This is a genomic window from Hwanghaeella grinnelliae, from assembly GCF_004005845.1.
Lineage (GTDB): Bacteria > Pseudomonadota > Alphaproteobacteria > UBA8366 > Aestuariispiraceae > Hwanghaeella > Hwanghaeella grinnelliae.
The window spans coordinates 1,182,985-1,205,195 of sequence record NZ_SADE01000002.1 but is presented as its reverse complement, the minus strand read 5'-3'; the positions used below and the strand labels follow the sequence as shown (position 1 = coordinate 1,205,195).

Sequence of the window (22,211 nt, the reverse complement as noted above, 5' to 3'; positions counted from 1 at the left end):
CCATGAACAGCGTGTTGAAGCAATTGGACGGCCTTACGGAGCGGCAGGCCCTTCTGCTCGTCACCGGACTGGCGCTGGTTTTGCGGTTGATCAACGTCGTCCTGATGTCCGCTCGACCCGATCTGACCTTCCTCGAAGACGCCAAAATCTATTGGGCGACGGCATCAAACATCGCCGATCTGGGCGGCTTCTATCGCACGATCATAGACGGCACCCTGATCCCGGAAACCGAACGGATGCCTTTATACCCCTATATGATCCTCGGCATCCGGGCGGTTTTCGGGGACGTGCCGACCGCCGTACTGCTGAGCCAGGCGGTTCTGGACACCGCGACCTGCGCGATCATGTTCAAGATGGGTGTGACCTACAGCCGCCGCGCCGGTGTCTTCGCGGGGCTGGCCGCGGCCCTTTGCCCTGGAATGATTATTTTTTCCGGCCTGCTGCTGACCGAAACGGTATTCCTGTTTTTCCTGACATTGGCTGTTTATCTGGGCCTCAAACATCTTAGAACCTTCCATTTCAGAGATGCCCTTTTTGCCGGTCTGTGTTTCGGCCTGGCCTTGGCCACCCGTTCGGTCCTGTATCCTTTGTTGTTCTGCATTCCCGTTTGCTTTGTCTTGATCGCCGCCTTTCAGTCGAAGTGGCGCGAGGGGGTTCTGGGCGGGCTGGCTTTCCTTGTCGCGGGCAGTCTGTGCATTGCCCCGCTGCTGGTTCGTAACGCCACGGTCTACGATTCCTATAGTCTGACCGCGCAGACAGGACAGCACATGCTGTATTGGGTGGCGCCGGTTGTCATCGCCAAGGCGGAGGGCACACCACGGGAGCGGGCGATTGCCGATCTCCGGGCTATATACGAGCAGAACTATTCTGAACGCACCGTCGACGGCATAGAGCAGAAATTCGAAATATCCGCCAACAAGACCGAACTGGCCTTTGCTGAAATGTCAAAGACCGGCGTCGGGACCATTGTCCAGGCCTGGCTGGAGGGCGCCATCGTCAATCTCTCCGCCCCCTCAATCATGGTCGATCCGCGTGTTCGGGAATTGGTTAGCGGCAGCTTCTATGACCAAGCGGGCGGGACTAAGGAAAAAATTCTGTCCTTCCTCGGCCACCAGAAAAATCTGCTGTATTTCGCCCTCGTGGCCGCGTCAGCCCTGACACTTCTACTGGTGAACCTACTCGGCGCATACGGTCTTATCACACTGTTCAAACGCGATGCCGTCACCGCCGGCTTACTTACCGCTTTGATACTGTATTTCCTGTTGGTGACCGGCCCCGTCATGTCGCCGAAATACCGCCTTCCGGTCGACCCCTTGCTGCTGCTGCTGTTCGCCGTCGGGCTGGACCGCATCCTGTCCGTCACTAGGTTTTTCCGCCCGGCCGGCGACCCGAACTAGCCCGGGTTCAGGCAGTATGTCGGCTGCGCGAGCCGGGTAATCGTTCGCCTTTTTCCGCCGCCGCCGTCGCTTCGGGATCCAAGGCCGCCATCGCGTCATGCTGGCTGAGGAAAATGGCGCCGGTCAAATGGGCGAGGAATTCCGTCTTCTTCAACTTATCCATGACCGGGCCTTTGACTTCCGACAGGTGGAAGGTCACACCGGCGGCATCGAGCCGATCGCTCAACCCTTCCAACCCTTCAAGCGCGCTGGAATCGATCGCGTTCACGGCCGAACAGATCAACACCACATGCTTTACCGTCGGGCTAGAGATCGCCATGTCGTACAGCATGTCTTCCAACCAGCGCGAATTGGCGAAGTACAGACTTTCATCGACCCGCACACTCAAGACTTTCCCGCTGGTGATCACTTCATGCCGTTTCACGTTTCGGAAGTGATGCGTGCCCGGCACCTGCCCCACCACGGCAAAATGCGGGCGGGCGGTACGGCCCAGGAATAGAACCAACGACAGGCCGACACCGGTGATGATCCCGATTTCCACCCCCATGCCGAGAACCATCACGATGGTCGCGGCCATGGCGGCGAAGTCCATCTTCGAGTAGTTCCACGTGCGGCGTAGCGCCCCCAGGTCGACCAGCGACAAGACCGCCACGACGATGGTCGCCGCTAAGGTCGCCTTCGGCAGTTGATGGAACAGCGGCGTCAGGAACATCGCCGTCAATCCAATCCCCACCGCCGTCATCACACCCGCCAGCGGCGTGCGCGCGCCGGCGTCGAAATTAACGACCGACCGCGCGAACCCGCCCGTCACCGGATAGCCGCCGCTGACAGCCGCCGCCACATTCGCGGCGCCGAGCCCGAGCAATTCGCGGTTCGGATAGATCCTCTCCCGCCGTTTGGCGGCCAATGTCTGGGCGACGGAAACGGATTCCACGAATCCGATGATCGAGATCAGGATCGCCGACGGCATCAATTCCCGCCATAGGTCGATATCGACCGGGGGGACCGAGAATGGCGGCAGTCCTTGCGGGATCGCCCCGACCACCTTCACCCCATCCCCATCCAGTCCCAGAAATTCGACCGCCAGGATCGTGACGATTACCGCCGCGACCGGGCCTGCTTTGGCCAGGGCATCCGCCATGACCGGGCCAAAGCCCAAGGACTTGAGCATCGGTTTGAGTTTCGCGCGAACCCAGAACAGAAAGGCCGTCGCCAAGACGCCGATCACCAAGGTCGGAACGTTCGCCTCCCCCGCATGGGCGATCAGCGATTGCACAAGTTCCAGCATGTTATGCCCGGATGCGCTGACCCCCAGAATATGCTTGAGCTGACTGGTGGCGATCAGCAGCCCCGACGCGGTGATGAAACCCGAAATCACGGAATGGCTGAGCAGGCTGGCCAGGAAGCCGAGCCGCAAAAGCCCCATCGCCAACAAGAACACACCCGACATCAAGGCCAGCGCCAGCGCCGCCGAGGCATAGTCCACATTGCCGTTCGCCGCGACATTCCCGATCGCCGCCGCGGTCATCAGGGACACCACCGCGACCGGCCCCACGGCCAGCGCGTTCGACGACCCGAACAGCGCATAGCCCGCCAAAGGCAACATGCTGGCGTACAGGCCGACTTCCGGCGGCAACCCGGCAAGCAAGGCATAGGCCAAGCTTTGCGGGATCAACATGATGGTGACGATAACCGCCGCCAAGGCGTCGCCGTGGAAAGCTTCCGCATCGTAACGGCGCAGCCAGCCGATGCAGGGCAGGACCCGCTCAATCATTCCGAATATATCCAACGCGTAAGGGTTAGTTGACGATTTCCGGTTTCGCGACCTTCGGCTTCACCAACCATTCGCGGCCGCGCAACATGCCTTCCCAATAGACCGGCGGCAGAATCTTTTCCTTCAGCAACCAAGCAAGGCGGCTCGGCCGTTTGCCGTTGATCAGCCATGTCGGAAAGCTTGGCAGCAACTTGCCGCCATAACCGAATTCCGCGAGGACGATCTTGCCGCGTTCCACCGTCAGAGGGCAGGACCCATAGCCGTCGTAATGGGCGACGCCCGGCCCGCGCCCCATATCGGTCAGGATGTTCTGGGCAACGATCGGCGCCTGCATCCGCGCCGCGGCCGCTGTCTTCGCATTGGGCGCGTTCATCACATCGCCCAAGCTCCAGATGTTTTCATACGTCTTGTGCCGCAGCGTATTCTGATCGACATCCACCCAACCAGCTTGGTCTGCCAAGGGGCTGACCCGGATGAAGTCCGGCGCGCATTGCGGCGGACAGACATGAATCATGTCGAAGGACTTTTCGATCGTTTCCGTATTACCGTCACCGTCCGTCTTCGTGAACCAGGCTTTCTTGGCCGGTCCGTCGATGGCGGTCAGGTTATGGCTGAACATCAGGTTGGCGTTGTACTTCTCGACATACTCCATCAAGGCCGGAACGTATTCCTTCACACCGAAGAGCGCACCGCCGGCGTTATAGAAGCCGATATCAATATTCTTCAGCACGCCCTGGCGGTGCCAATGGTCGGCCGACAGATACATCGCCTTCTGCGGCGCCCCGGCGCATTTGATCGGCATCGGCGGCTGTGTGAACAGTGCCGTCCCTTCGCGCATGCCGCTGACCAGTTTCCAGGTATAGGGGGCCAAGTCGAAACGGTAGTTCGACGTGACACCATTCTTCCCGAGCGTATCGTCGAGCCCGTCGATTTTGTGCCAGTCCAGCTTCAGGCCCGGACAAACGACCAACCGGCCATATTCGATCACCCGGCACCCTTCGAGCAGAACCGTGTTCTTTTCCGGTTCGAAGGCGGCAACCGCGGATTTGATCCAATGGACGTTGCTGGGAAGAACCGAGGACAGAGTCCGGACCGTTTCATCCGCCTGGAAAACGCCGCCGCCGACCAAGGTCCAGCCCGGCTGATAGTAGTGGATATCGGCCGGGTCGACGATTGCGACGTCGATATCCGGCGCCCGCGACAGGATTGAGGAGGCAACGGAGACACCCGCCGCGCCGGCCCCGACGATGACGACGTCGAATTTACCGTCGACCGCATTGCTTGGCGTCTTGCCCTTATTCGCAACGCGCCGCACCACGCCGGACATGTCGTATCCGGCCTTTTTGGCCTTCGTCAGAATTTCCGGCAACTCGACCTTTCCAGCCCGGCTGAGCGACCAAAGCGTGATCGACCGCGTGCCTGTCCGGCAATAAGCGAAAACCGGCTTGGGTGCGCTATCGAGCAATTTGCCGAAGGCTTCGGCGTCTTCGTCCAGTACCTTGCCGCTTTCGACCGGCAGGTAATGGCATTCAAGCCCCGCCTTCTTCGCGGTTTCCTCGATTTCATGGAACAGCGGCTGATCGTTGCCTTCGCCGTCTGGGCGGTTGCAGACAATCGTCTTGAACCCCGCCCGCGCGATTTGCGCGATATCCGTCGCCGCGATTTGCGGCGAGACACTGAGTTCCGTATCAACAGTATTGATTTTCATGACTCGTTTCCTCCGATTCCGTCTGGTCTGCTCAATGGGTGTCGATCAAAGAGCGTCGAGCGGAATTTTCAGATAGCGCGTGCCGTTGTCCTCCGGCGGCGGCAAATCGCCCGCACGCATATTGACCTGCACCGATGGCAGGATCAGGACCGGCATATCCAATTTCGCGTCGCGTTCCGTCCGCATCTTGACGAAGGCATCCTCATCGACGCTGTCATTGACGTGGATGTTGCTTTCGCGCTGAGCACCGACGGTGGTTTCCCACACATAATCACGCCCGCCCGGTGCATAATCGTGACACATGAAAAGGCGGGTTTCGGTCGGCAGGGACAGGATCTTCTTGATCGATTGATAAAGCTGACGCGCGTCGCCGCCGGGAAAGTCGCAGCGGGCGGTGCCGAAGTCCGGCATGAACAGCGTATCCCCGACAAAGGCGGCATCGCCGATAACGTAGGTCGCACAGGCCGGCGTATGGCCCGGCGTGTGGATCACGGTCGCCTCCATCTCACCGATGTGGAAGACCTCGCCGTCTTGGAAGAGATGATCGAACTGCCGCCCATCCGTCGCGAAGGAGTCTTCCACGTTGAAGACCGTCTTGAAGACCCCTTGGACCACGTCGATGCGCGCACCGATACCGGTTTTCCCACCCAAGGCAGCCTTCAGATAAGGGGCGGCGGTCAGATGATCGGCATGGACATGGGTTTCCAGGATCCATTCGATGTTCAACCCTTCCGCTTTCACAAAAGCGATCAACGCATCGGCTGATGTCGTCGAGGTTCGGCCCGATTTCGGATCGTAATCCTTAACGGAATCGATAATCGCGGCATGCTTTGTCGTCGGGTCCCACACCACATGCGACGCGGTAAAGGTCGCTTCGTCGAAAAAGGTCTTCACACTCGGTTTCATTGCTTTCCTCCATCGGCTTTCTTGATGCCGGTCCCCGCCTGGCACTGGCGGTCGATACGCCGAATACGCCCAACCGTCCGATTGATTGCAGCCGAACGAGGGGGTAATCCTTGACCCGCTTACCGGTGACCCGGCGCGGATACTCACAACAGCCACCATGCGCTTGCGGCCCCGGTATGTATGTGACTTAGTCACGCGGCCGTGAGGTTTCCCGGTTTGGCTGCGCCTTTGGAGGGGTGATTTATGACGGAATGGATCGACCAGTTTCCGGATCTGGCGGCGCTGCCGGTACCCGACCGGACCATCCTGACCGACAACGCCCAGCGCGTGACGTTGCCCCCTGGAACGACTGTCTTCGCACCCGGCTTTGCCGCCGAAAGTTTCCTATTGGTCTTGGACGGAACCGTCCGTGTGCAGCAAACCTCTGCATCGGGCCGAGAAATCGTTCTTTACCGCGTCTCCGGCGGCGAAAGCTGCATCATGACAACCGCCTGTCTGCTTTCCGACGAAATGTATAGCGCCGAGGGGGTGACCGAGTCGGAAGTTCACGCGATCGCCATACCGAAAGGCGCGTTCGAGGATGCCCTCGCCCGGTCGGCAGGATTCCGGCGTATGGTTTTCGGGGAATATTCCCACCGGATTTCCGATGTCATGCATGTGGTGGAGGAAGTGGCCTTCGAACGCCTGGACAAGCGGTTGGCGCAACGTCTCCTCGCCCTGGCCTCGCCCGACGGCACGCTCACAGTGACGCATCAAGACCTCGCCACCGAATTGGGCACGGCACGTGAGGTTGTCGGCCGTCAGTTGAAGGAACTGCACCGGCGCGGCTTCGTATCCCTGGCCCGCGGGTCGATTTCGATCACCGACCGGGACGGGCTCAGCGCGTTGGCTACCCTTTAGGTCAGGGGCGCTGTCTTCCGCCGATCGGGAAAACTATGCGTCATCCTCGATATAGGCGGTGACCTCGACCTCGACTTCGATCAACGGGTCGAAGAAACCGCTAACGCCGACAAAGGAAAGCCCCGGGCGCGTCGCCCCCAGGAACTCCGAATGGGCGCGGCCGGCATCCGCCCATTTCCGCGTATCCAACATCATGATGTTCGTCTTGATAACATCCTTGAAGCTGGCGCCGACCGCCGCCAGCGCGTCTTCAATGATCAGCAGACATTCGCGCGTTTGCTTGTAGACATCCCCAGAATGCAGGATTGATCCATCCGGCGCGCTGGGCGACGTGAGGCCAATTTCCACTATCGGCCCAATCCGGACCGCCCGGGAATATCCGGCCTTGTCCTCCCAAGGACGGCCGCTTGAAATATTCTGACGCGCCATCTGTCTGCCCCCATCATCTATCCAAACAAAACACATAGTCGCCCGGAAGACCGACCGACAGCGCGAAGCCTACCGAACGGCTGGATGTTTATCCATGATAAAGTTATTGCATGAGATGCAAGTTTGCCCGTAGCATTCCACGCATAAGAACGACGCTGCATCCATGAGATGACGGCGCGGCGCACCAGGAGGCGAGATTCAAACGGTTCGGACCGTATAGTCCGACCGTTCCCCAGGTGCCGGAGGAAGCGGGTTTTCGTAGTACCGGAGTCGCTGAACAGGGGAGATCTAAGCATTATGAAACTTTTTCGGAAACTTATCGGCGTTGCGCTGGCGGGTGCACTCGCTATCGGCGTCAGTGCCCAGGCCTCGGCACAAAGTGTCATTGAGGATATTCAAGCGCGCGGCAAACTGGTCGTCGGTCTTTCGACCTTCGTTCCCTGGGCCATGCGGGACAAGAAGGGCGATTTGATCGGGTTCGAAGTCGACGTCGCCCGGCAGCTTGCCGAGGATATGGGCGTGGATGTGGAATTCGTGCCGACCGCCTTCGACGGCATTATCCCGGCCCTGTTGGCCAAGAAGTTCGACGTGATCATCACCGGGATGGTCCAAAAGCCGCAACGTAACCTGACGGTCAATTTCTCCCACCCCTATGCCTATCTCACGGTCGGAATGGCCGCGAACAAGGCGCTGGCTGAGAAAGACGGTCTGGAGACCATGGAAGACTGGAACAGCAGCGATGTCACGCTGACCATCAAGCGCGGCACCGCGCCGGGTGAAACGGCGGCGCGGCTTTTCCCGAAGGCCAAGGTCCGGCAGTTCGACGACGATGCCCAGGCGCTGCAAGACGTTCTGAACGGCAACGCCCACGCCTTCCTGACGTCGGAACCGAAGCCGGCCTATTATGTCATCGACAATCCGGACGTGCTCTACCATCCGTTCGGCGTCGGGCCCTTCGATCCGTCAGCGTCCGCCTTCGCCGTCCGCAAGGGCGACCCGGATGCGCTGAACTTCTTCAACAATTGGATCCAGTACCGGAACCTCGACGGCTGGCTGAAGTCGGCCCACGCGAAATGGTTCCAGAACCGGGACTGGAAGGATCAGGTCGAGTAGGCCTGTTTCCGGCGCGGCCGCCATTCGCCGCCGCGCCGGTTCTTTCCGTGCGATATCGAACGACCTCTGTCCTGCATGAGAGCGAAGCGTGAGCGATTCCGCGACCAATTCCGGCCATCCCGGGCCCGGCGCAACAGCACCGCCAACCACTAAACCGGCGCAGCTATGGTGGAAGTCGACCTGGTTCGACATCGTCCAGTTCGTTGCCTTGGGTGGTCTGCTCGTTTGGCTGACCGGACGGGGCATGGCCGCGATGGATTACCGCTGGCAGTGGTACCGGCTTCCGCGCGCCTTCTACCGGGTCATCGATGGCGAACTGATATGGGGCCCGTTGATCGACGGGTTGCTGGTGACCCTTGAGATCGCGGCATGGGGCATGGTCCTGACACTGGTCATCGGGCTGGTCACCGCGGTATTGCGGCTTTCCGATTCCATCGCCGGGCGGATCCTCGCCAAAGTGTATCTGGAAACGATCCGAAACACGCCGCTGCTGGTTCAAGTCTCGATCTTCTATTTCGTGCTCCAGCCCATTCTGGGCATCAACAATCCGCTTTGGACCGGCATTCTGTGCCTCGCCTTCTTCGAGGGGTCCTTCGCGTCGGAAATCATTCGCGCCGGCATCAATTCCGTCAGCCGCGGTCAGTGGGAAGCATCCGCGACCGTCGGCCTGAACCGCTTGCAGGCCTACCGATATGTCGTCCTGCCGCAGGCCGTGCCGCTGATGTTGCCGCCCCTGACCGGTATTCTGGTCAACCTGATCAAGCATTCCGCCATCCTCAGTTTTGTCGCCGTCTTCGAGCTTACGACCGAAGCCAGGAACCTGATCGCCGATACTTTCCTGAGTTTCGAGGTCTGGTTCGTGGTCGGCGGAATGTATCTGGTGATGACGATTTCGCTGTCCAGCCTGGTCGCTCTTCTGGAACGCCGTATCCGGGCGCGGGGGTAGAGTCATGGTACGAGGATCGAAAAAACCGCGCTTCGGCATTTTGGACGTGATCGTATTGGCGGCGGCCATCGCCGCGGTCGCCTATGTCACCTACCGCGTCGATTCCGTTCTTGTTTATACCTGGGACTGGTCCGCCATTCCGGGCTACCTGTTCCGATATGACGAGGACCTGGGCCACTGGGTGCCGAACCTGCTTATCAAAGGGTTGATCACCACCATCCGGATTTCGATCTGGGCCCTGATCGTGGCGTCCATCATGGGCACGATCCTGGGCGTCATGCGCACCAGTCAGCGCTTGCTGCCGCGCCTGATCGGATGGGCCTATGTGGAGTTTATCCGCAACATTCCGCCGGTGCCCTTCCTGTTCCTGTTCTATTTCTTCATCAGCAGCCAGATCATCCCGCTTCTGAATATCGGCAGCGCGCTGGACCAAGCATCCCCCGCCACCTTGGGCGTCGTGGAATTCCTGTTCGGGCCGGCCAATCTGATCGAAAACTTCCTGTCCGGTTTGATCAGCCTGTCGATGATGTCCGCCGCCTATATCGCCGAAATCGTAAGGGCCGGCATCCTGGCCGTGCCGAAAGGTCAATACGAGGCGGGGTCCAGCATCGGCCTATCGAAACTTGCGATCATGCGCTACATCGTCCTACCGCAAGCGATCCAACGCGTCGTCCCGCCGATCGCGGGTCAGTTCATCACCTTGATCAAGGACTCGTCCTTGGTCGCGCTGATATCGATCCAGGAACTGTCGTTCCTGGCCATGGAAATCGCTATTTCGGAACAGCGCTTCTTCGAAGTCTGGCTTTTTACCGGACTAATGTATTTCACCATCTGCTACGCCTGCGCCCTGGCTTTCGGCCGGCTTGAAAAGCGGATGGGCCGGCATCTGAGGTAACGATGACAGATCACGGACAAGAAAACGCACAGCGCTTCGCGGATGCCGGCCGGCCGGCCATCATCCGGATCGAAGCGGTGAACAAGTGGTTTGATGATTTTCATGTTCTGAAGGATATAGACCTGACCGTCGGCGCCGGGGAAAAGGTCGTCGTCTGCGGGCCATCGGGATCCGGAAAATCGACGCTTATCCGTTGCATCAACCGATTGGAAAGCCACGAGCAAGGCCTGATCGAAGTCGACGGTATCGAGCTGACGGATGACAACAAACGCATTTCCGAAATCCGGTCCGAAGTCGGCATGGTGTTTCAGCAGTTCAATCTGTTTCCCCATTTGACGGTTCTGGAAAACTGCACCCTTGGCCCGATCCGCGCGCGCGGCCTGTCGAAGACAGACGCCAGGGCATTGGCGATGGAGTTTCTGGAGAAGGTCCGGATTCCCGAACAGGCGGACAAATATCCAAGCCAGCTTTCCGGCGGCCAGCAGCAACGTGTCGCCATTGCCCGGTCGCTCTGCATGCGCCCGAAAATCATGCTGTTCGATGAACCGACATCGGCCCTGGACCCGGAAATGATCAATGAGGTGCTGGACGTCATGACCGAGTTGGCCGAAAGCGGCATGACCATGTTGTGCGTCACGCACGAAATGGGATTCGCCCGGCGGGTTGCGGACACGATGGTCTTCATGGATCACGGCGAGATTGTCGAGATGGCGTCCCCCGAAACCTTCTTCAGTACCCCGAAGAGCGACCGCTGCAAGGACTTCCTGGAAAAGATTCTACATCACTGATAACGGCGAGAACGGCCGGGCGCCCCCCTGATGCGCACCGGCCTGGAGGAATAAGACGATGTCGGCCTGGATAAGAATGATAAAGGACGAGGACGCCAATGAAGCGCTGCGGGAGGTCCTGGACCTTGCCCGCACACCGCATGGTACGGTCGACAATGTGATGCGGGTGCACAGCTTGCGCCCCTCATCCATGCGGGGGCATGTCTATCTGTACCGCGCAGCGCTGCATGACGACACCAACACGATCCCCATGTGGTTTCAGGAGGTGATCGCCTCCTACGTATCGATGTTGAACGATTGCGCCTATTCGCTGTCGAACCACTGGGCCAACGCCGCCCACCTGATGGACGACCCGGACAAGGCCGCGCGGGTGGAAAAGGCCTTGAAGGAACGGCGGCCGGAAGATGAATTCTCCGGCGGGCAATTGGCCATGCTGCGCTATGCGGAAAAGCTGACCCTGCAGCCGGGGCGGATTGAGGAAGCCGACGTCGACGCCATGAAATCGGCCGGCGTCGACGATGGTGAAATCCTGGAGGCCAACCAGATCATCGGCTACTTCAATTACGTCAACCGCTGCCTGAACGGATTGGGCGTGACCTTGCAGGGCGATATCGTCGGCTATTATTCCAAGGACGGTGACGCATCATGAATTATGCATCGGCGGACATCGTCCCAATCAACCGTATACCGGTCGTCGACATTTCCGGGCTGCGCGATGGAACAGACAGTGCAGCCGTCGCCAAGGCCCTTATCGCGGCCAGCCAGAACCCCGGTTTCATCTATGTCCGCGGGCACGGCATTCCCGACGATTTGATCGACGCGGCGCGCGCGGCCGCCTTTCGCTTTTTCCGCCAAGACGAAACAGCGAAGGAAGCCGTGCGCGTTTCGAAAAGCCATCGTGGGTGGTTGAGCCAGGGCGGCGCGAAAATGCAGGACGGGGCGAAGCCAGACCTGAAAGAGAGCTTCATCTGGGGATTCGAGGATCAAGCCGGCGAAACGCCCTTGGATCATGAGCTGCGCGGACCGAACCGCTGGCCCGACTCCGTGCCGGAATTGCATGGCCTGGCCATGCGCTATTTCGAGGAAGCGCACACGGTTGCGCGCGACCTGATGCGCGGCTTTGCCAAGGGCTTGGGCTTGTCGGAGGAATTCTTTCTGAAATCCTGCGATGTACCTCTCAGCCGAGCCTCCTTCGTCTGGTATCCGCAACAGGATGCGTCGTTGGGCGAAGACCAGTTCGGCGTCGGCCCACATACCGATTTCGGTGTTCTGACCGTCTTGTGCCAGGACGATGTCGGCGGATTGCAGGTCCAGGACGTCTCAGGCGCGTGGATCGAGGCCCCTCCCATAGAAGGCACACTGGTCGTCAATGTTGGCGACCTTTTGGCCCGCTGGACGAACAATCTGTGCAAATCGACGCCGCATCGGGTCGTGAATCGGTCGAATCGGGAAAGATTGTCGCTGGTATTGGCTTTCGACCCGGACCCGCAGACCATGATCGACCAACGGGCAGTCTTCGGCCCCGACCATGAACCGAGCGCGGAGCCGATAACCTGTGGCGATTATCTGTCATGGCGATTCGCGAAGGCTTTCGATTATCGCAACCGGGAATCGGATCAGAAATCGGATCGGGGCGACGGCAAGACGGGGGATTGATGCATGCCCGGTACTTCAGGAAAGGGAACTGTTGGGCCGGCCATCGGCGCGACGCTGCGTGAGTTGCGTGAGGGACGCGGCATGTCCGCCCGCCAACTCGCCGAGCTGTCGGACCTTTCCGCCGCGATGATCAGCCGGATAGAATCCGGTAGCGTCTCCCCCTCCATCGCGACCTTGGAAGCAATTGCCATCGCATTGGACGTGCCGCTGGTCAGCCTGTTCCGCGACACGGCGATGGGACATGCAAACTATACCCATGTGAAGGCGGGCGAAGGCCTGCCGTCCACCCGCATCAGCGACGATCACGTGCATGAATATCTGGACCTGGCAACACGGATGCGGCGGGATATCCGGTTTCAGGCAAACCTGATCACCCTGTATCGGCAGGATGCAAGGCCGCCGATCTATGTGGGCCATGGTGTCGTCTTCATCCATGTATTGCGGGGCGAGGCCATCTATCTCTACGGCCCGCGAGAGATTGTGCTGGGCCCCGGCGACAGTTTGTGTGTCGATGCCGAACTGCGCCACGGTTTCGGCCGGCTGATCACCGATGAGTTCGTGTTTCTGAATGTCCAGGCGGAAAAGGGCTGACCCGCCATGAGTGATTTGGACATGAGTGAATTGGAAAAGGGAATCAGGAACCTTTTGTTCAACTGCGCCGACGCACGGACGGGACAGCGCCTGCTGATCGTGCGCGAGGACCCGGCGCTAGGCTGGTATGATGCGAAACTCGCGGGCGCAATCGCCGATTTCGCGGAAGATGCCGGCATCATCGTGGAAACCCTGGATGTGGGCGGCCCCCAAAACGACCCAGTACCTGGTATCGCTGAGGCGGCAGACCGAAACGACATCACCCTTTTCCTGGCGCGGATCGGCGACCAGGGCCGGTTTGAGGAACCACCGCAGGGCAAAGTCCGGGTGATGAGCTATGCCCGCGACGTCGCCAGCCTAGCCTCCCCGTTCGGGACGGTGACGCACCAGGCCATGATCGCCGCAAAGGAAGCCGTCAATCGTATCCTTTTGGACGCGGAGGAAATCCACTTCACCTGCCCACAGGGCACCGATATGCGCGGGCGCCTGTCACCGGAAGAACGCCGGTCGGACAAGGATGTCGGCATGCGCCGGTTTCCCTTGGGCGTGCATCAACCCATCCCGGCGCGCGGGTTTTCGGGCCGCGTGGTGCTGACCCTGCCGCTGACGCCGACGGGCTCACGCGTCTACGACCCGCCCTGCCTGTTTCTGAACGACGCCGTCACGGCAGAGGTTCGCCATGGCCGCATCGAAGGGTTCGACGGGTCACCCGACGACGTCGCGAATGTCCAAGCCCATTACGCATCGGTGGAAAAATCCTTGGGCGTCAACCCGACCACGGTTCATTCCTGGCATGCCGGCCTGCATCCGGCAAATGCATGCCGACACAAGATCACGGAGGATGCCGACCGTTGGTCGAACAATATCTTCAACAATCCGCGCTTCCTGCATTTACACACCTGCGGGGAAGACCCGCCGGGCGAAATCGCCTGGATGGTGCTGGATCCCATCGTGGCGGTGGACGGCAAGCCCCTTTGGCAGGCTGGCGCCCTTCTTCCCTGGGACTTCGCGCCGTTGCGGGATTGTCTGACGGAATGGCCCGAACTGGCGCCGGTCTACGACAACCCCACGCAGGAAATCGGCCTTTAAACCGCTTCCTACCCCCTAATCCACGAGCGCCTGATAGCTCAATACCCGCAACTGACGCCGCAGCGTATAGGCGCTGGACGGCGCCAATTGGGTCATCAGGATCACCGTCATCTCCTCTACCGGATCGACCCAGAAGGCCGTCGAGGCCATCCCGCCCCAGGCATACTCACCGGGACTGCCGATGATCTTGGCCTTCGCCGGATCCAGCATGACGGACACGCCCAGGCCGAAACCGATCCCTTCGAATGTGGTTTCCGAGAAATGCGCCTGCCCGCGGCTCGCCAAATCCCCGCCCATATGGTTGGAAACCATGCTGTCGAAGGTTTTCCGTCCCAGCAGCCTGCCGCCATCATAGTTGCCCCGCGCCAGCAGTGTGGAGGCAAAACGTTGGTAATCCGCCATGGTCGACAGCAATCCGCCGCCCCCGCTTTCCAAACTCGCTTGTTCCGGGGTTCGCGGGCCATCCTGCTTCGGCAGTTCCAACGTCCCGCCCTCCGGGGTCGGCGCATACAGTTTTGCGACGCGCGGGTGAAGGTCGGCCGGCAGACCGAATCCGGTTTCCGTCATGCCGAGTGGATCCAAGATGCGGTCTTGGAAGAACTGGCCCAGCGTCTTGCCTGAGATCACCTCGATCAAATGACCGAGGACATCCGTCGAATAGCCGTAAGACCACCGAGCCCCCGGTTGGAAGGCGAGCGGCAGGTCGCAAAGCCGCGCGAGCGAATCGGCCACCGTTTCCCCCTTGTCGAAACGGAACCCGTTCGCCGCCAGCGCCTGTTCCAGGGCATCGCCCATCGCCCCGCCATACAGAAAACCGGACTGATGTGTCATCAGGTCGTGAACCGTCACGGGCCGTTCCAGGGCTTCCACCTCGTCCAGGGCATGGCCCGGACCTTTCCAGACCCCCTTGGACCCGACGGCGGGGATGAAATCCGCGACCGGTTGATCCAACTGGAACGCCCCTTCTTCATACAGCATCAGCGCCGCGACGGTGGTCAGCGGCTTGGTCATGGAATAGATCCGCCAGATCGTGTCATCCTCAACCGGAAGCCCGCCGGCAATGTCGCGCAAGCCGTGCCGGTGGGAATAAGCGATCTCGCCCTTGCGGGCGATCTGAACCGCCAGCCCGGCCAATCGACCGCTTTCCACATGTTCTTCCATCCAGGCATCGATATGCGCCAACCTGTCGGATGAGAAACCAAGGCTGGCCTGGGTTTTCCTGTCGATGCCGGTCATCTGAATTCCTCCACTGGATCTATTGTGCCGCGCATCTTGCGGGTTGAGCGCGACGCGGCCAAGCTGTGGCCATGAAAAATGATGTCACCATAGTGTTTCCGGATGCCAGTCCTGGCACGGAAGCGATTTTCCAAGGTCCTTTGCGCGAACGGATGGAAAAGATCGGCCGGCTGATCATCCATGAAAGCGAACCGGACAGCGATGCGGAGTTCATAGACCGTATCGGCGATGCGGAAGCCGTCATCCTGGGTTGGCGCCTGTCAGCCGATGTGCTGCGCGCCGCGAAGAACTTGAAAGTGGTCGCCTTCACAGGCATCGGGGTGGGGGACAATGTCGATCTGGATCTTGCGCGCAGTCTGGGGATCGCCGTCTGCAATACGCCGGGCTATGCCGATATCACTGTGGCGGAACACACGATCGCCCTGATGCTTGCTGCCGCCCGCCACATTGCAACCTCCGACCGGGAGCTGAAGGAAGGGTTATGGGACCAGTCGCGATCCGGTTTCGACCTGCACGGAAAGAAACTGGGCATCGTCGGCACCGGCGGGATCGGCGCGCGCGTGGCGTCCTTGGCAAAGGCGTTCGGGATGGAGGTATCGGCCTGGACCGCCAATCCGTCCCCGGAGCGCGCCGCGGCCCTGGATTTAACCTATACCGATTTAAACAAGGTCTTCGCGGAAAGCGATGTCGTGTCCCTTCACCTCGCCTTGACGCCTGAGACCGAGGGCATGGTGACGGCGGATCATCTGCGCCGCATGCGGGACGGCGCCCTTTTGGTGAACACCGCGCGCGGCGGTGTGGTCGTTGAGGATGCGTTGATGGCCGAACTGACATCGGGCCGGATTTCCGCGGCACTCGACGTTTTCCACACCGAACCGCTGCCGGACGACCATCCGATCCGGTCCCTCCCGAATGTCACCCTGACACCGCATACAGGTTACAACACGCCGGACGCTTTGCTCGGGATTTATACGTTGGCGGTAACCGCGGTCGAAGGCCATTTCGCCGGCAAACCTGTCAACGTCGTGGCTTGAACGCTTAGCCGTCGATTTCGTGACGATGGGCGAAATCCTGGAAATCGGCGAGGCCGACAATATCACAGAACTCCGCATAAGTGATCTGCGGGGCTATGCCCTGAGGCGTTCCCTGCGCTTTCAAATGGTCCAATGCGGACCGCACGGCCGCCGCCGCAGAGAACAGCGTGGTCACCGCATAAAGCACCATGCTGAATCCCATCTGCTCCAACTCAGTCAATGTCAGATTGGCGGCGTCTGTGCCGTCGACGATTGAAACAATCTTCGGCGCTGACAGACCGGCGGAGATCCCCTCGACCTCCGCCCGTGTTTTCACCCCATCCACGAACAGCAGGTCGACACCGGCATCGCCATAGGCCTTGGCCCGGTCGAGCGCTGAATCCAGCCCTTCAGGTTGAAGCGCATCCGTCCGACCGATGATTACTACATCCGCCCCGGCCTCGGCCCGCGCCTCCGCCGCCGCCTTCAGGCGAAGCACGCCTTCCTGCCGGTCGATCAGACGCACGCCGGAAAGCTGGCCGCAACGCTTCGGGCTGATCTGATCTTCGATATGCATCGCGCCCACGCCCGCCTGGACATATTCGCGGACCGTTCGGCGCATGTTCAGCGGACCGCCATAGCCCGTATCCGCATCCGCGATCACCGGAATTCCGACGGCCCGCACCATGGCGCGGGCATGGTCGGCCATTTCCGTCTGGGTCAGGATGCTCAGGTCCGGCTGCCCGACCCGCACCGCGGTCGCCCCGAGCCCAGTCATGTAGACCGCGCCGAAGCCCGCCTTCTCAACCAGTCGCGCGGTCAGCGCATCCGGCGCGCCGGGGGCAGCGATAATGCCCCCTTCGGCCAGGCGCGCGCGTAACCGGGCGGCAGCGGACATCAAGGGCAGGGCTGGTTTTTCGGTCATGGGATGCGTTCCTCCGGCATTATCGTTTGCCGGGAATGCTAGTCCCTAGCCGTAGACGCGGCAATAATGCTCCCAAGCGCGCTCCAATGGACGGCCCCAACCGTTTACCTTGTTCGATTTCTCGACTTCGCCGGCGCTCAGGAAATCAGGGTCGCCCATGGCCATTGCGTTGGCCTGCAATTCGCCATTGTCGCGCATGCATGCGGAAATAAAGACCGATCGCGGCACCGTTTCCCCCACACAGATCGCGCCATGCCGTTTCAATAGCGCGGTATTGCCCTTGCCCAAGGTCCGCGCCAGGGACGCACCCATTTCCGGGTTGAAGACCAGCATGGACGTATCGCCGAATTCGTCCTGGCTGTCCCAGAACGGGACTTCGGGTCCGATCACCGCGCCCAGGTGATAGATCGGCCGCAGCGGTGTCCCCGTCGCGGCAAACGGCATGATGGACGGTGCGTGGTGATGCACGACCGAACCGACATCCGGCCGCGCCTTATAGATCTCGGAATGAATGAAGCGTTCCAGATAGGGATGCCCCTCGCCCGCGACGACCTTTCCGTCCAGGTCGAACTCCAAGAGTGTTTCGTCGGAGACCTGCGCCGGGCTGGTGGAACGCGACAGGAAAAACCGGTCGGGCCGGTCCGGATGCCGGGCACTGACATGGCCGAAGACGTCCAACACGCCTTCCCCGGCCAAAATATGATTGCCCAGGACAACGTCCCGGCGGATTTCTTCAACCGTGGTCATGATAAACCTCCAAACAGGTAAGGCCTTAAGAAAATGGTGCACAGCCCAGCGATAAACAGCATCAGCCGGATCGGCACGGTAAGCGGCCCTTTCAAATATCCTTCCTGTGCCGCCACCACCATTGAAAGGCCCGTCGCCACGAGAATGAAGGCGGAGGCGATCTCAAAAGGTGTACCCTGCAGGATAAGGGCCGGATCGTGTACGAAGGCGAAAGGCACAAGGAAGGCGCCAATGGCGATGCGAACCGCAAGGGCCGCAATTTTCAAGGGTGGCGCATCGGCAAGCGCGCTCGCCGCATAAGCCGCCACCGCGACCGGCGGGGTAAGCGCCGACATCACGGCGAAATAGAGCAGGAAAAGATGCCCGGCCATCAGGTCGACGCCCAAGTCCTGCATCACCGGCGCGATCAGGACCGCCGCCAGGATATAGGCGCTGGGCGTCGGCATGCCGAGCCCCAGCAGCAGGGTCAGTCCGGCCGCGACCATCAGCGAAACCAGAACACTGTCGCCCGAAATCAAGAAAACGAGGACACCGAATTTGGAAGCGAGCCCCGTCATGGTAATCCCGCCGATAACCAGTCCCGCCGCGGCGCATGCCCCGGTAACGGCAACGGTCTTCACACAGGTATCGGCCAAGATGTCGAAGACCCGGGAAGGCGTCAGTCTTGTGTCCTTCCGCAACATGGAAACGACGACGACCGCCATTGTGCCGTAGATCGCCGCGTAGGTCGGCGTATATCCATTGACCAATGCCCAGGTGATAACCACAAGCGGTACAAGAAACATTCCGCCGCGTTTCAATGTCGCCAACACCGGCGGTATCAGCGAGGGGTCGAGCCCTTCCAGCCCGATCTTACTGGCCCGCAGATGAACCTGTAGATAGATCGGGATGTAGTAGAGCATCGCGGGCAGAATGGCGGCCAGCGCGATGTCGAGGTAATCAATGTTGGTATATTCCGCCATGATGAAGGCGGCCGCCCCCATCACCGGCGGCACCAGGCTTCCCCCGGTGGAGGCCGCGACTTCCACCGCGCCCGCGAAGGTCGAACTGTAGCCCAACCGCTTCATCATCGGGATCGTCACCGACCCGGTCGTTACCACGTCGGAGGTTGGGCTGCCGGAAATTGTCCCATACATGCCGGAAGAAATGACCGCGATTTTTGCCGGACCGCCCTTGGTCCCACCGGTCAGGCTGGCCGCGATGTCGAAGAAGAAATCCGACCCGCCGGTCTTCGCCAAGACGGTGCCGAACATCACGAACAGAAAGGCATAAGTCGCGGCCACGCGCAGCGGCACGCCGAACAACCCGTCGGTCGTGAAAACCATGATGTCCAGGAAATGGGTGTAGGAGATCTCCCCATGTCCCATCGGGCCGCCGAGTAGATCGCCGAACAAATTATAGGCGATGAACAGCAGAACGATGGCCGTCAGGCCCAGCCCGACAGTTCGGCGCATAGCCTCAATCGACAGAAGGATGATGGCCGTGGCGGCGGCGACGTCATAGGTCGACAGCGGTGTCAGCAAGGTGATGCGCACAGCGATGTTTTCGGTCTGGGTCAAAAAATACCCACCGGCGGCAAGCGCCAGCCCCGCCCCGATCCATTCGAACCAGGGCAATTTCGCCGGGTTCGATTTCACCGTCGGGGTGATCAGCAAAAAGGTCAGAACCAGCATCAAGGACAGGAAAGTGATGGTCAGCGACAACACATCGGTCCGGGAGAAACCGGCCGCATAGACCGTCCAGGCCGCAGTCGCGGCGGCAAAAACCTTCACACCTGTTCCGAGTTTACCGGTCAGCTTACGCCGCAACCCGGTATCGAAGGCAATCGATACGAGCGACAATTCAAAATTCCTGCAATAAGAAGTGATAAAAAGGCCGGGGCCGGCGCGGCGCACCGGCCCCTGAAACCCTATACCTGCCGTGCTTAGCGGAGGCCCTTGGCCTTATAGACCTCTTCGGCGGCGGGATGGTACGGCGCGGCAGATGCCGTCGCCATCAATTCCGCATCCAGCGCCTTCATGGCCTTGTGCACACCGCTGACCTTGTCGGCATGGTCGATAAGCGCCGTTGTCACGTCCTTGACCATGGCGGGATCGGCGTCCGCGTTCACGAAGAGCTGGGCGGAGAGCGTGACGGTCATCGTATCGTCCGGCGCCCAGGGATAGGAACCGCCTGGGATCGTGAACGTGCCAATGGTCCATTCATCGGCAACCGTGTCCGCCGTCGCTTTTGTCACCGGCACCAGTTTCAGGTCAATGGCGTTGGCCAGTTCACGGATGGAGCCGTGATTGACGAAAAGCGAGTTGAGGATGACGTCGGCGCGACGGTCCCGCATCAATTCGCCTTGTTCCTTCGATGCGGCATATGTGACGCTGCCGCCCCAGTCATCGATCATTTCCGGAGAGGCACCCGCGGCGGTCAGCATCGAGGCCCCGACGTCGCTGGCCACATTGCCTTTTTTGTTGAGCAGAATGTTTACCGGCACCTTCTTGGCCGCGATGTCTTCCATCGTATTTATGCCGTGCTCGTCCGCGAATTCCTTGTTGAACAGCAACTGCATCGGCGCCCAGGTATACATGACGGCGACGGAACGCATGCTGTCGATCGGCGCGGAGAACGGCGCCTGCCCGGCACGGGCGGCTTTCACTTCCGCATCATGAATGATGGCAAGGTCGCACTTTTTCTGATCGATCTGCATGACATTCGCGAAACCGCCACCGGATGTCTGATATGTCACCGTCGATCCGGGAAAAGATGCTTTCACAGCGGCATCCACGCCTGCGCCCAGCAGCGACCACAAACCGCCCGGGCTGGCACCACACAGGGTCAGATTGTATTCCGCATGGGCAGACTGCAGCGGCATCGCCACGCCCGCCAGAACGGATGCAGCCACAAAGATACTCTTGAGTTTATTGGTCATTTTTTCCTCCCTATACGAAGCACTTGATGTGCCGTTTCGCCTTTTAAGCCGGTATGCCCGACAATTATTCTTAGATGTCTAACAAAGAGAGTACAGCCCTTCCCGAAACACTGTCAAATGAGCATTTGACGGATCGGCGCCGGTTGATCGCTCCCTTTGTCTACGCCCCTATAAATCAGAGGCTGAACGATTCCTGCGTGGATGGATGGAACAGCTCATCCACAGCCACGCGCCGTGTCGACAATCCCTGCCGGTGATGCTGTTCCAGGAAGTAATCCAGGATGTCCCGGTTGGCGCCGACGCCATAAGACCAGAAATCAGGGCCGATCAAGCTGCGCGCCCGGTGCAGCGTGTCCTCAACAAACGGCATGGTCACTTTCGTGGCCGAGGTATCGTCTAGCGCGTCCTGCGAAATGCGTTTCGCTTCCGCGAAGGCCTTCAGCAAGGCGCCCGGAATCCAGGGATGTTCTGCCGTCAGGCTACGGCGCACGCCAAGCAAGTGCATGATCGGAAAGCGTTTGGTGCGCCGATAGTAGTCTTCCGCCACGGTGACCGTATCGTCGAACAGACGGCCGACACGCGTGTCGCCTTCCTGGAAAGAGCGCGGCGCGCGCGGACCGATGAACGCGTCGATACCCCCTTCCGCCAGCATGGCGTTCAGGGTCGCGCCCTCCGGCGCGGGGGTGACGCGCACATCCGGGGGCAAATCTATTTTCAACTTTTCCGGCCGGCCGGGCGTGTCCATGCCGCCGCGAATCCAGTCCACATCCGACGGTGCGACACCGTAATCGTCCTGCAGGATGGCACGGGCCCAGACATTCGCCGTCAATTGATATTCGGCGATGCCGATCTTGCGTCCCTTCAGGTCTTCCGGCTTGGAAATGCCGGCATCCTTGTTGACGTAGATCGAGGTGTGCCGGAAAGCGCGGCTCAGGAAGACGGGTATGGCCACATAATGCGGATCCGGCCTGGTCAGACTAACGACGTAGGAGGAAAACGAAATTTCCGAAACATCGTAGGCGTGGTGGCGAAAGGCGCGGAAGAACATCTCCTCCGGCACTTGAAGCATGCAGGCCGGGTCGATGCCGTCGATCTGAACGCGCCCGTCATAGATCGCGCGTGTCCGGTCGTAATCGCCCATGGCGATTGAAAGGCGTAACTTCGACATGTCTTCTCCC

21 protein-coding genes are annotated in these 22,211 nt (G+C 60.2%); 11 read left to right on the top strand and 10 right to left on the bottom strand.

The features are described 5' to 3' along the window. The first annotated feature begins 2 nt into the window (after window positions 1-2). Window positions 3-1,397, top strand: coding sequence for an ArnT family glycosyltransferase (locus EOI86_RS16380; RefSeq protein WP_127766218.1), 1,395 nt, complete (start codon window positions 3-5; stop codon window positions 1,395-1,397). A gap of 7 nt (window positions 1,398-1,404) precedes the next feature. On the opposite strand, the gene EOI86_RS16375 is transcribed toward EOI86_RS16380, so the two are convergent. Genes EOI86_RS16375 through EOI86_RS16365 form a run of 3 tightly spaced genes read right to left on the bottom strand, consistent with a single transcriptional unit; the run spans window position 1,405 to window position 5,785 of the window. Then, complete coding sequence (locus EOI86_RS16375) at window positions 1,405-3,171, bottom strand: SulP family inorganic anion transporter (RefSeq protein ID WP_127766217.1); 1,767 nt, start codon at window positions 3,169-3,171, stop codon at window positions 1,405-1,407. Window positions 3,172-3,196: 25 nt separating this feature from the next. Further along, on the bottom strand, window positions 3,197-4,879 hold the full coding sequence (locus EOI86_RS16370; protein WP_127766216.1) for a bifunctional protein tyrosine phosphatase family protein/NAD(P)/FAD-dependent oxidoreductase: 1,683 nt from the start codon (window positions 4,877-4,879) through the stop codon (window positions 3,197-3,199). 45 nt (window positions 4,880-4,924) lie between these two features. Then, window positions 4,925-5,785 carry an MBL fold metallo-hydrolase gene (locus tag EOI86_RS16365; RefSeq protein ID WP_127766215.1) on the bottom strand — a complete coding sequence of 287 codons (861 nt, stop codon included), beginning with the start codon at window positions 5,783-5,785 and terminating at the stop codon, window positions 4,925-4,927. Window positions 5,786-6,028: 243 nt separating this feature from the next. On the opposite strand from EOI86_RS16365, the gene EOI86_RS16360 reads away from it, so the two are divergent. Further along, window positions 6,029-6,685 (top strand): Crp/Fnr family transcriptional regulator, encoded by a 657-nt coding sequence (locus tag EOI86_RS16360; RefSeq protein WP_127766214.1) that lies wholly within the window; start codon window positions 6,029-6,031, stop codon window positions 6,683-6,685. A gap of 33 nt (window positions 6,686-6,718) precedes the next feature. Here the strand turns inward: EOI86_RS16360 and EOI86_RS16355 are convergent, their stop codons facing one another. After that, window positions 6,719-7,114 (bottom strand): Rid family hydrolase, encoded by a 396-nt coding sequence (locus tag EOI86_RS16355; protein ID WP_161973862.1) that lies wholly within the window; start codon window positions 7,112-7,114, stop codon window positions 6,719-6,721. Between the two features lie 297 nt (window positions 7,115-7,411). Between EOI86_RS16355 and EOI86_RS16350 the strand changes: the two genes are divergently transcribed. From EOI86_RS16350 to EOI86_RS16315, 8 genes are all read left to right on the top strand, one after another. Further along, window positions 7,412-8,227: a transporter substrate-binding domain-containing protein gene (locus tag EOI86_RS16350; RefSeq protein WP_127766212.1), complete on the top strand. Its 816-nt coding sequence runs from the start codon at window positions 7,412-7,414 to the stop codon at window positions 8,225-8,227. 88 nt (window positions 8,228-8,315) lie between these two features. Further along, complete coding sequence (locus tag EOI86_RS16345) at window positions 8,316-9,173, top strand: amino acid ABC transporter permease (RefSeq protein WP_205032224.1); 858 nt, start codon at window positions 8,316-8,318, stop codon at window positions 9,171-9,173. A 4-nt stretch (window positions 9,174-9,177) separates the two neighbouring features. Next, the gene (locus EOI86_RS16340) at window positions 9,178-10,068 is read left to right on the top strand and encodes an amino acid ABC transporter permease (protein ID WP_127766211.1); all 891 of its coding nucleotides are present in this window, start codon (window positions 9,178-9,180) and stop codon (window positions 10,066-10,068) included. Between the two features lie 2 nt (window positions 10,069-10,070). Continuing rightward, entirely contained in the window at window positions 10,071-10,856 is a 786-nt protein-coding gene (locus EOI86_RS16335; RefSeq protein WP_161973861.1) for an amino acid ABC transporter ATP-binding protein, read from the top strand. Window positions 10,857-10,914: 58 nt separating this feature from the next. Continuing rightward, entirely contained in the window at window positions 10,915-11,505 is a 591-nt protein-coding gene (locus EOI86_RS16330) for a carboxymuconolactone decarboxylase family protein (RefSeq protein ID WP_127766210.1), read from the top strand. Then, on the top strand, window positions 11,502-12,512 hold the full coding sequence (locus EOI86_RS16325) for an isopenicillin N synthase family dioxygenase (RefSeq protein ID WP_127766209.1): 1,011 nt from the start codon (window positions 11,502-11,504) through the stop codon (window positions 12,510-12,512). Before EOI86_RS16330 ends, EOI86_RS16325 begins: the two co-directional genes overlap by 4 nt. 3 nt (window positions 12,513-12,515) lie before the next feature. Continuing rightward, a complete protein-coding gene (locus EOI86_RS16320; RefSeq protein WP_127766208.1) occupies window positions 12,516-13,103 on the top strand; it encodes an XRE family transcriptional regulator in 588 nt (195 codons plus the stop codon). A gap of 6 nt (window positions 13,104-13,109) precedes the next feature. Further along, window positions 13,110-14,192 (top strand): hypothetical protein, encoded by a 1,083-nt coding sequence (locus tag EOI86_RS16315; RefSeq protein WP_127766207.1) that lies wholly within the window; start codon window positions 13,110-13,112, stop codon window positions 14,190-14,192. 15 nt (window positions 14,193-14,207) lie between these two features. On the opposite strand, the gene EOI86_RS16310 is transcribed toward EOI86_RS16315, so the two are convergent. Beyond that, window positions 14,208-15,428 carry a serine hydrolase domain-containing protein gene (locus EOI86_RS16310; protein ID WP_127766206.1) on the bottom strand — a complete coding sequence of 407 codons (1,221 nt, stop codon included), beginning with the start codon at window positions 15,426-15,428 and terminating at the stop codon, window positions 14,208-14,210. A gap of 71 nt (window positions 15,429-15,499) precedes the next feature. Between EOI86_RS16310 and EOI86_RS16305 the strand changes: the two genes are divergently transcribed. Beyond that, a complete protein-coding gene (locus EOI86_RS16305) occupies window positions 15,500-16,462 on the top strand; it encodes a 2-hydroxyacid dehydrogenase (protein ID WP_127766205.1) in 963 nt (320 codons plus the stop codon). 4 nt (window positions 16,463-16,466) lie between these two features. On the opposite strand, the gene EOI86_RS16300 is transcribed toward EOI86_RS16305, so the two are convergent. The 5 genes from EOI86_RS16300 to EOI86_RS16280 all read right to left on the bottom strand — a co-directional run bounded on the left by EOI86_RS16300 (window position 16,467) and on the right by EOI86_RS16280 (window position 22,201). Then, on the bottom strand, window positions 16,467-17,366 hold the full coding sequence (locus tag EOI86_RS16300; protein WP_240035692.1) for an isocitrate lyase/PEP mutase family protein: 900 nt from the start codon (window positions 17,364-17,366) through the stop codon (window positions 16,467-16,469). Between the two features lie 45 nt (window positions 17,367-17,411). Continuing rightward, a complete protein-coding gene (locus EOI86_RS16295; protein ID WP_205032223.1) occupies window positions 17,412-18,113 on the bottom strand; it encodes a class II aldolase/adducin family protein in 702 nt (233 codons plus the stop codon). Continuing rightward, window positions 18,110-19,954, bottom strand: coding sequence for a TRAP transporter permease (locus EOI86_RS16290; protein ID WP_161973860.1), 1,845 nt, complete (start codon window positions 19,952-19,954; stop codon window positions 18,110-18,112). Before EOI86_RS16290 ends, EOI86_RS16295 begins: the two co-directional genes overlap by 4 nt. Window positions 19,955-20,037: 83 nt before the next feature. After that, window positions 20,038-21,033, bottom strand: coding sequence for a TAXI family TRAP transporter solute-binding subunit (locus EOI86_RS16285; RefSeq protein ID WP_127766203.1), 996 nt, complete (start codon window positions 21,031-21,033; stop codon window positions 20,038-20,040). A gap of 175 nt (window positions 21,034-21,208) precedes the next feature. Next, window positions 21,209-22,201 (bottom strand): ABC transporter substrate-binding protein, encoded by a 993-nt coding sequence (locus EOI86_RS16280; protein WP_127766202.1) that lies wholly within the window; start codon window positions 22,199-22,201, stop codon window positions 21,209-21,211. Window positions 22,202-22,211: the final 10 nt, after the last annotated feature.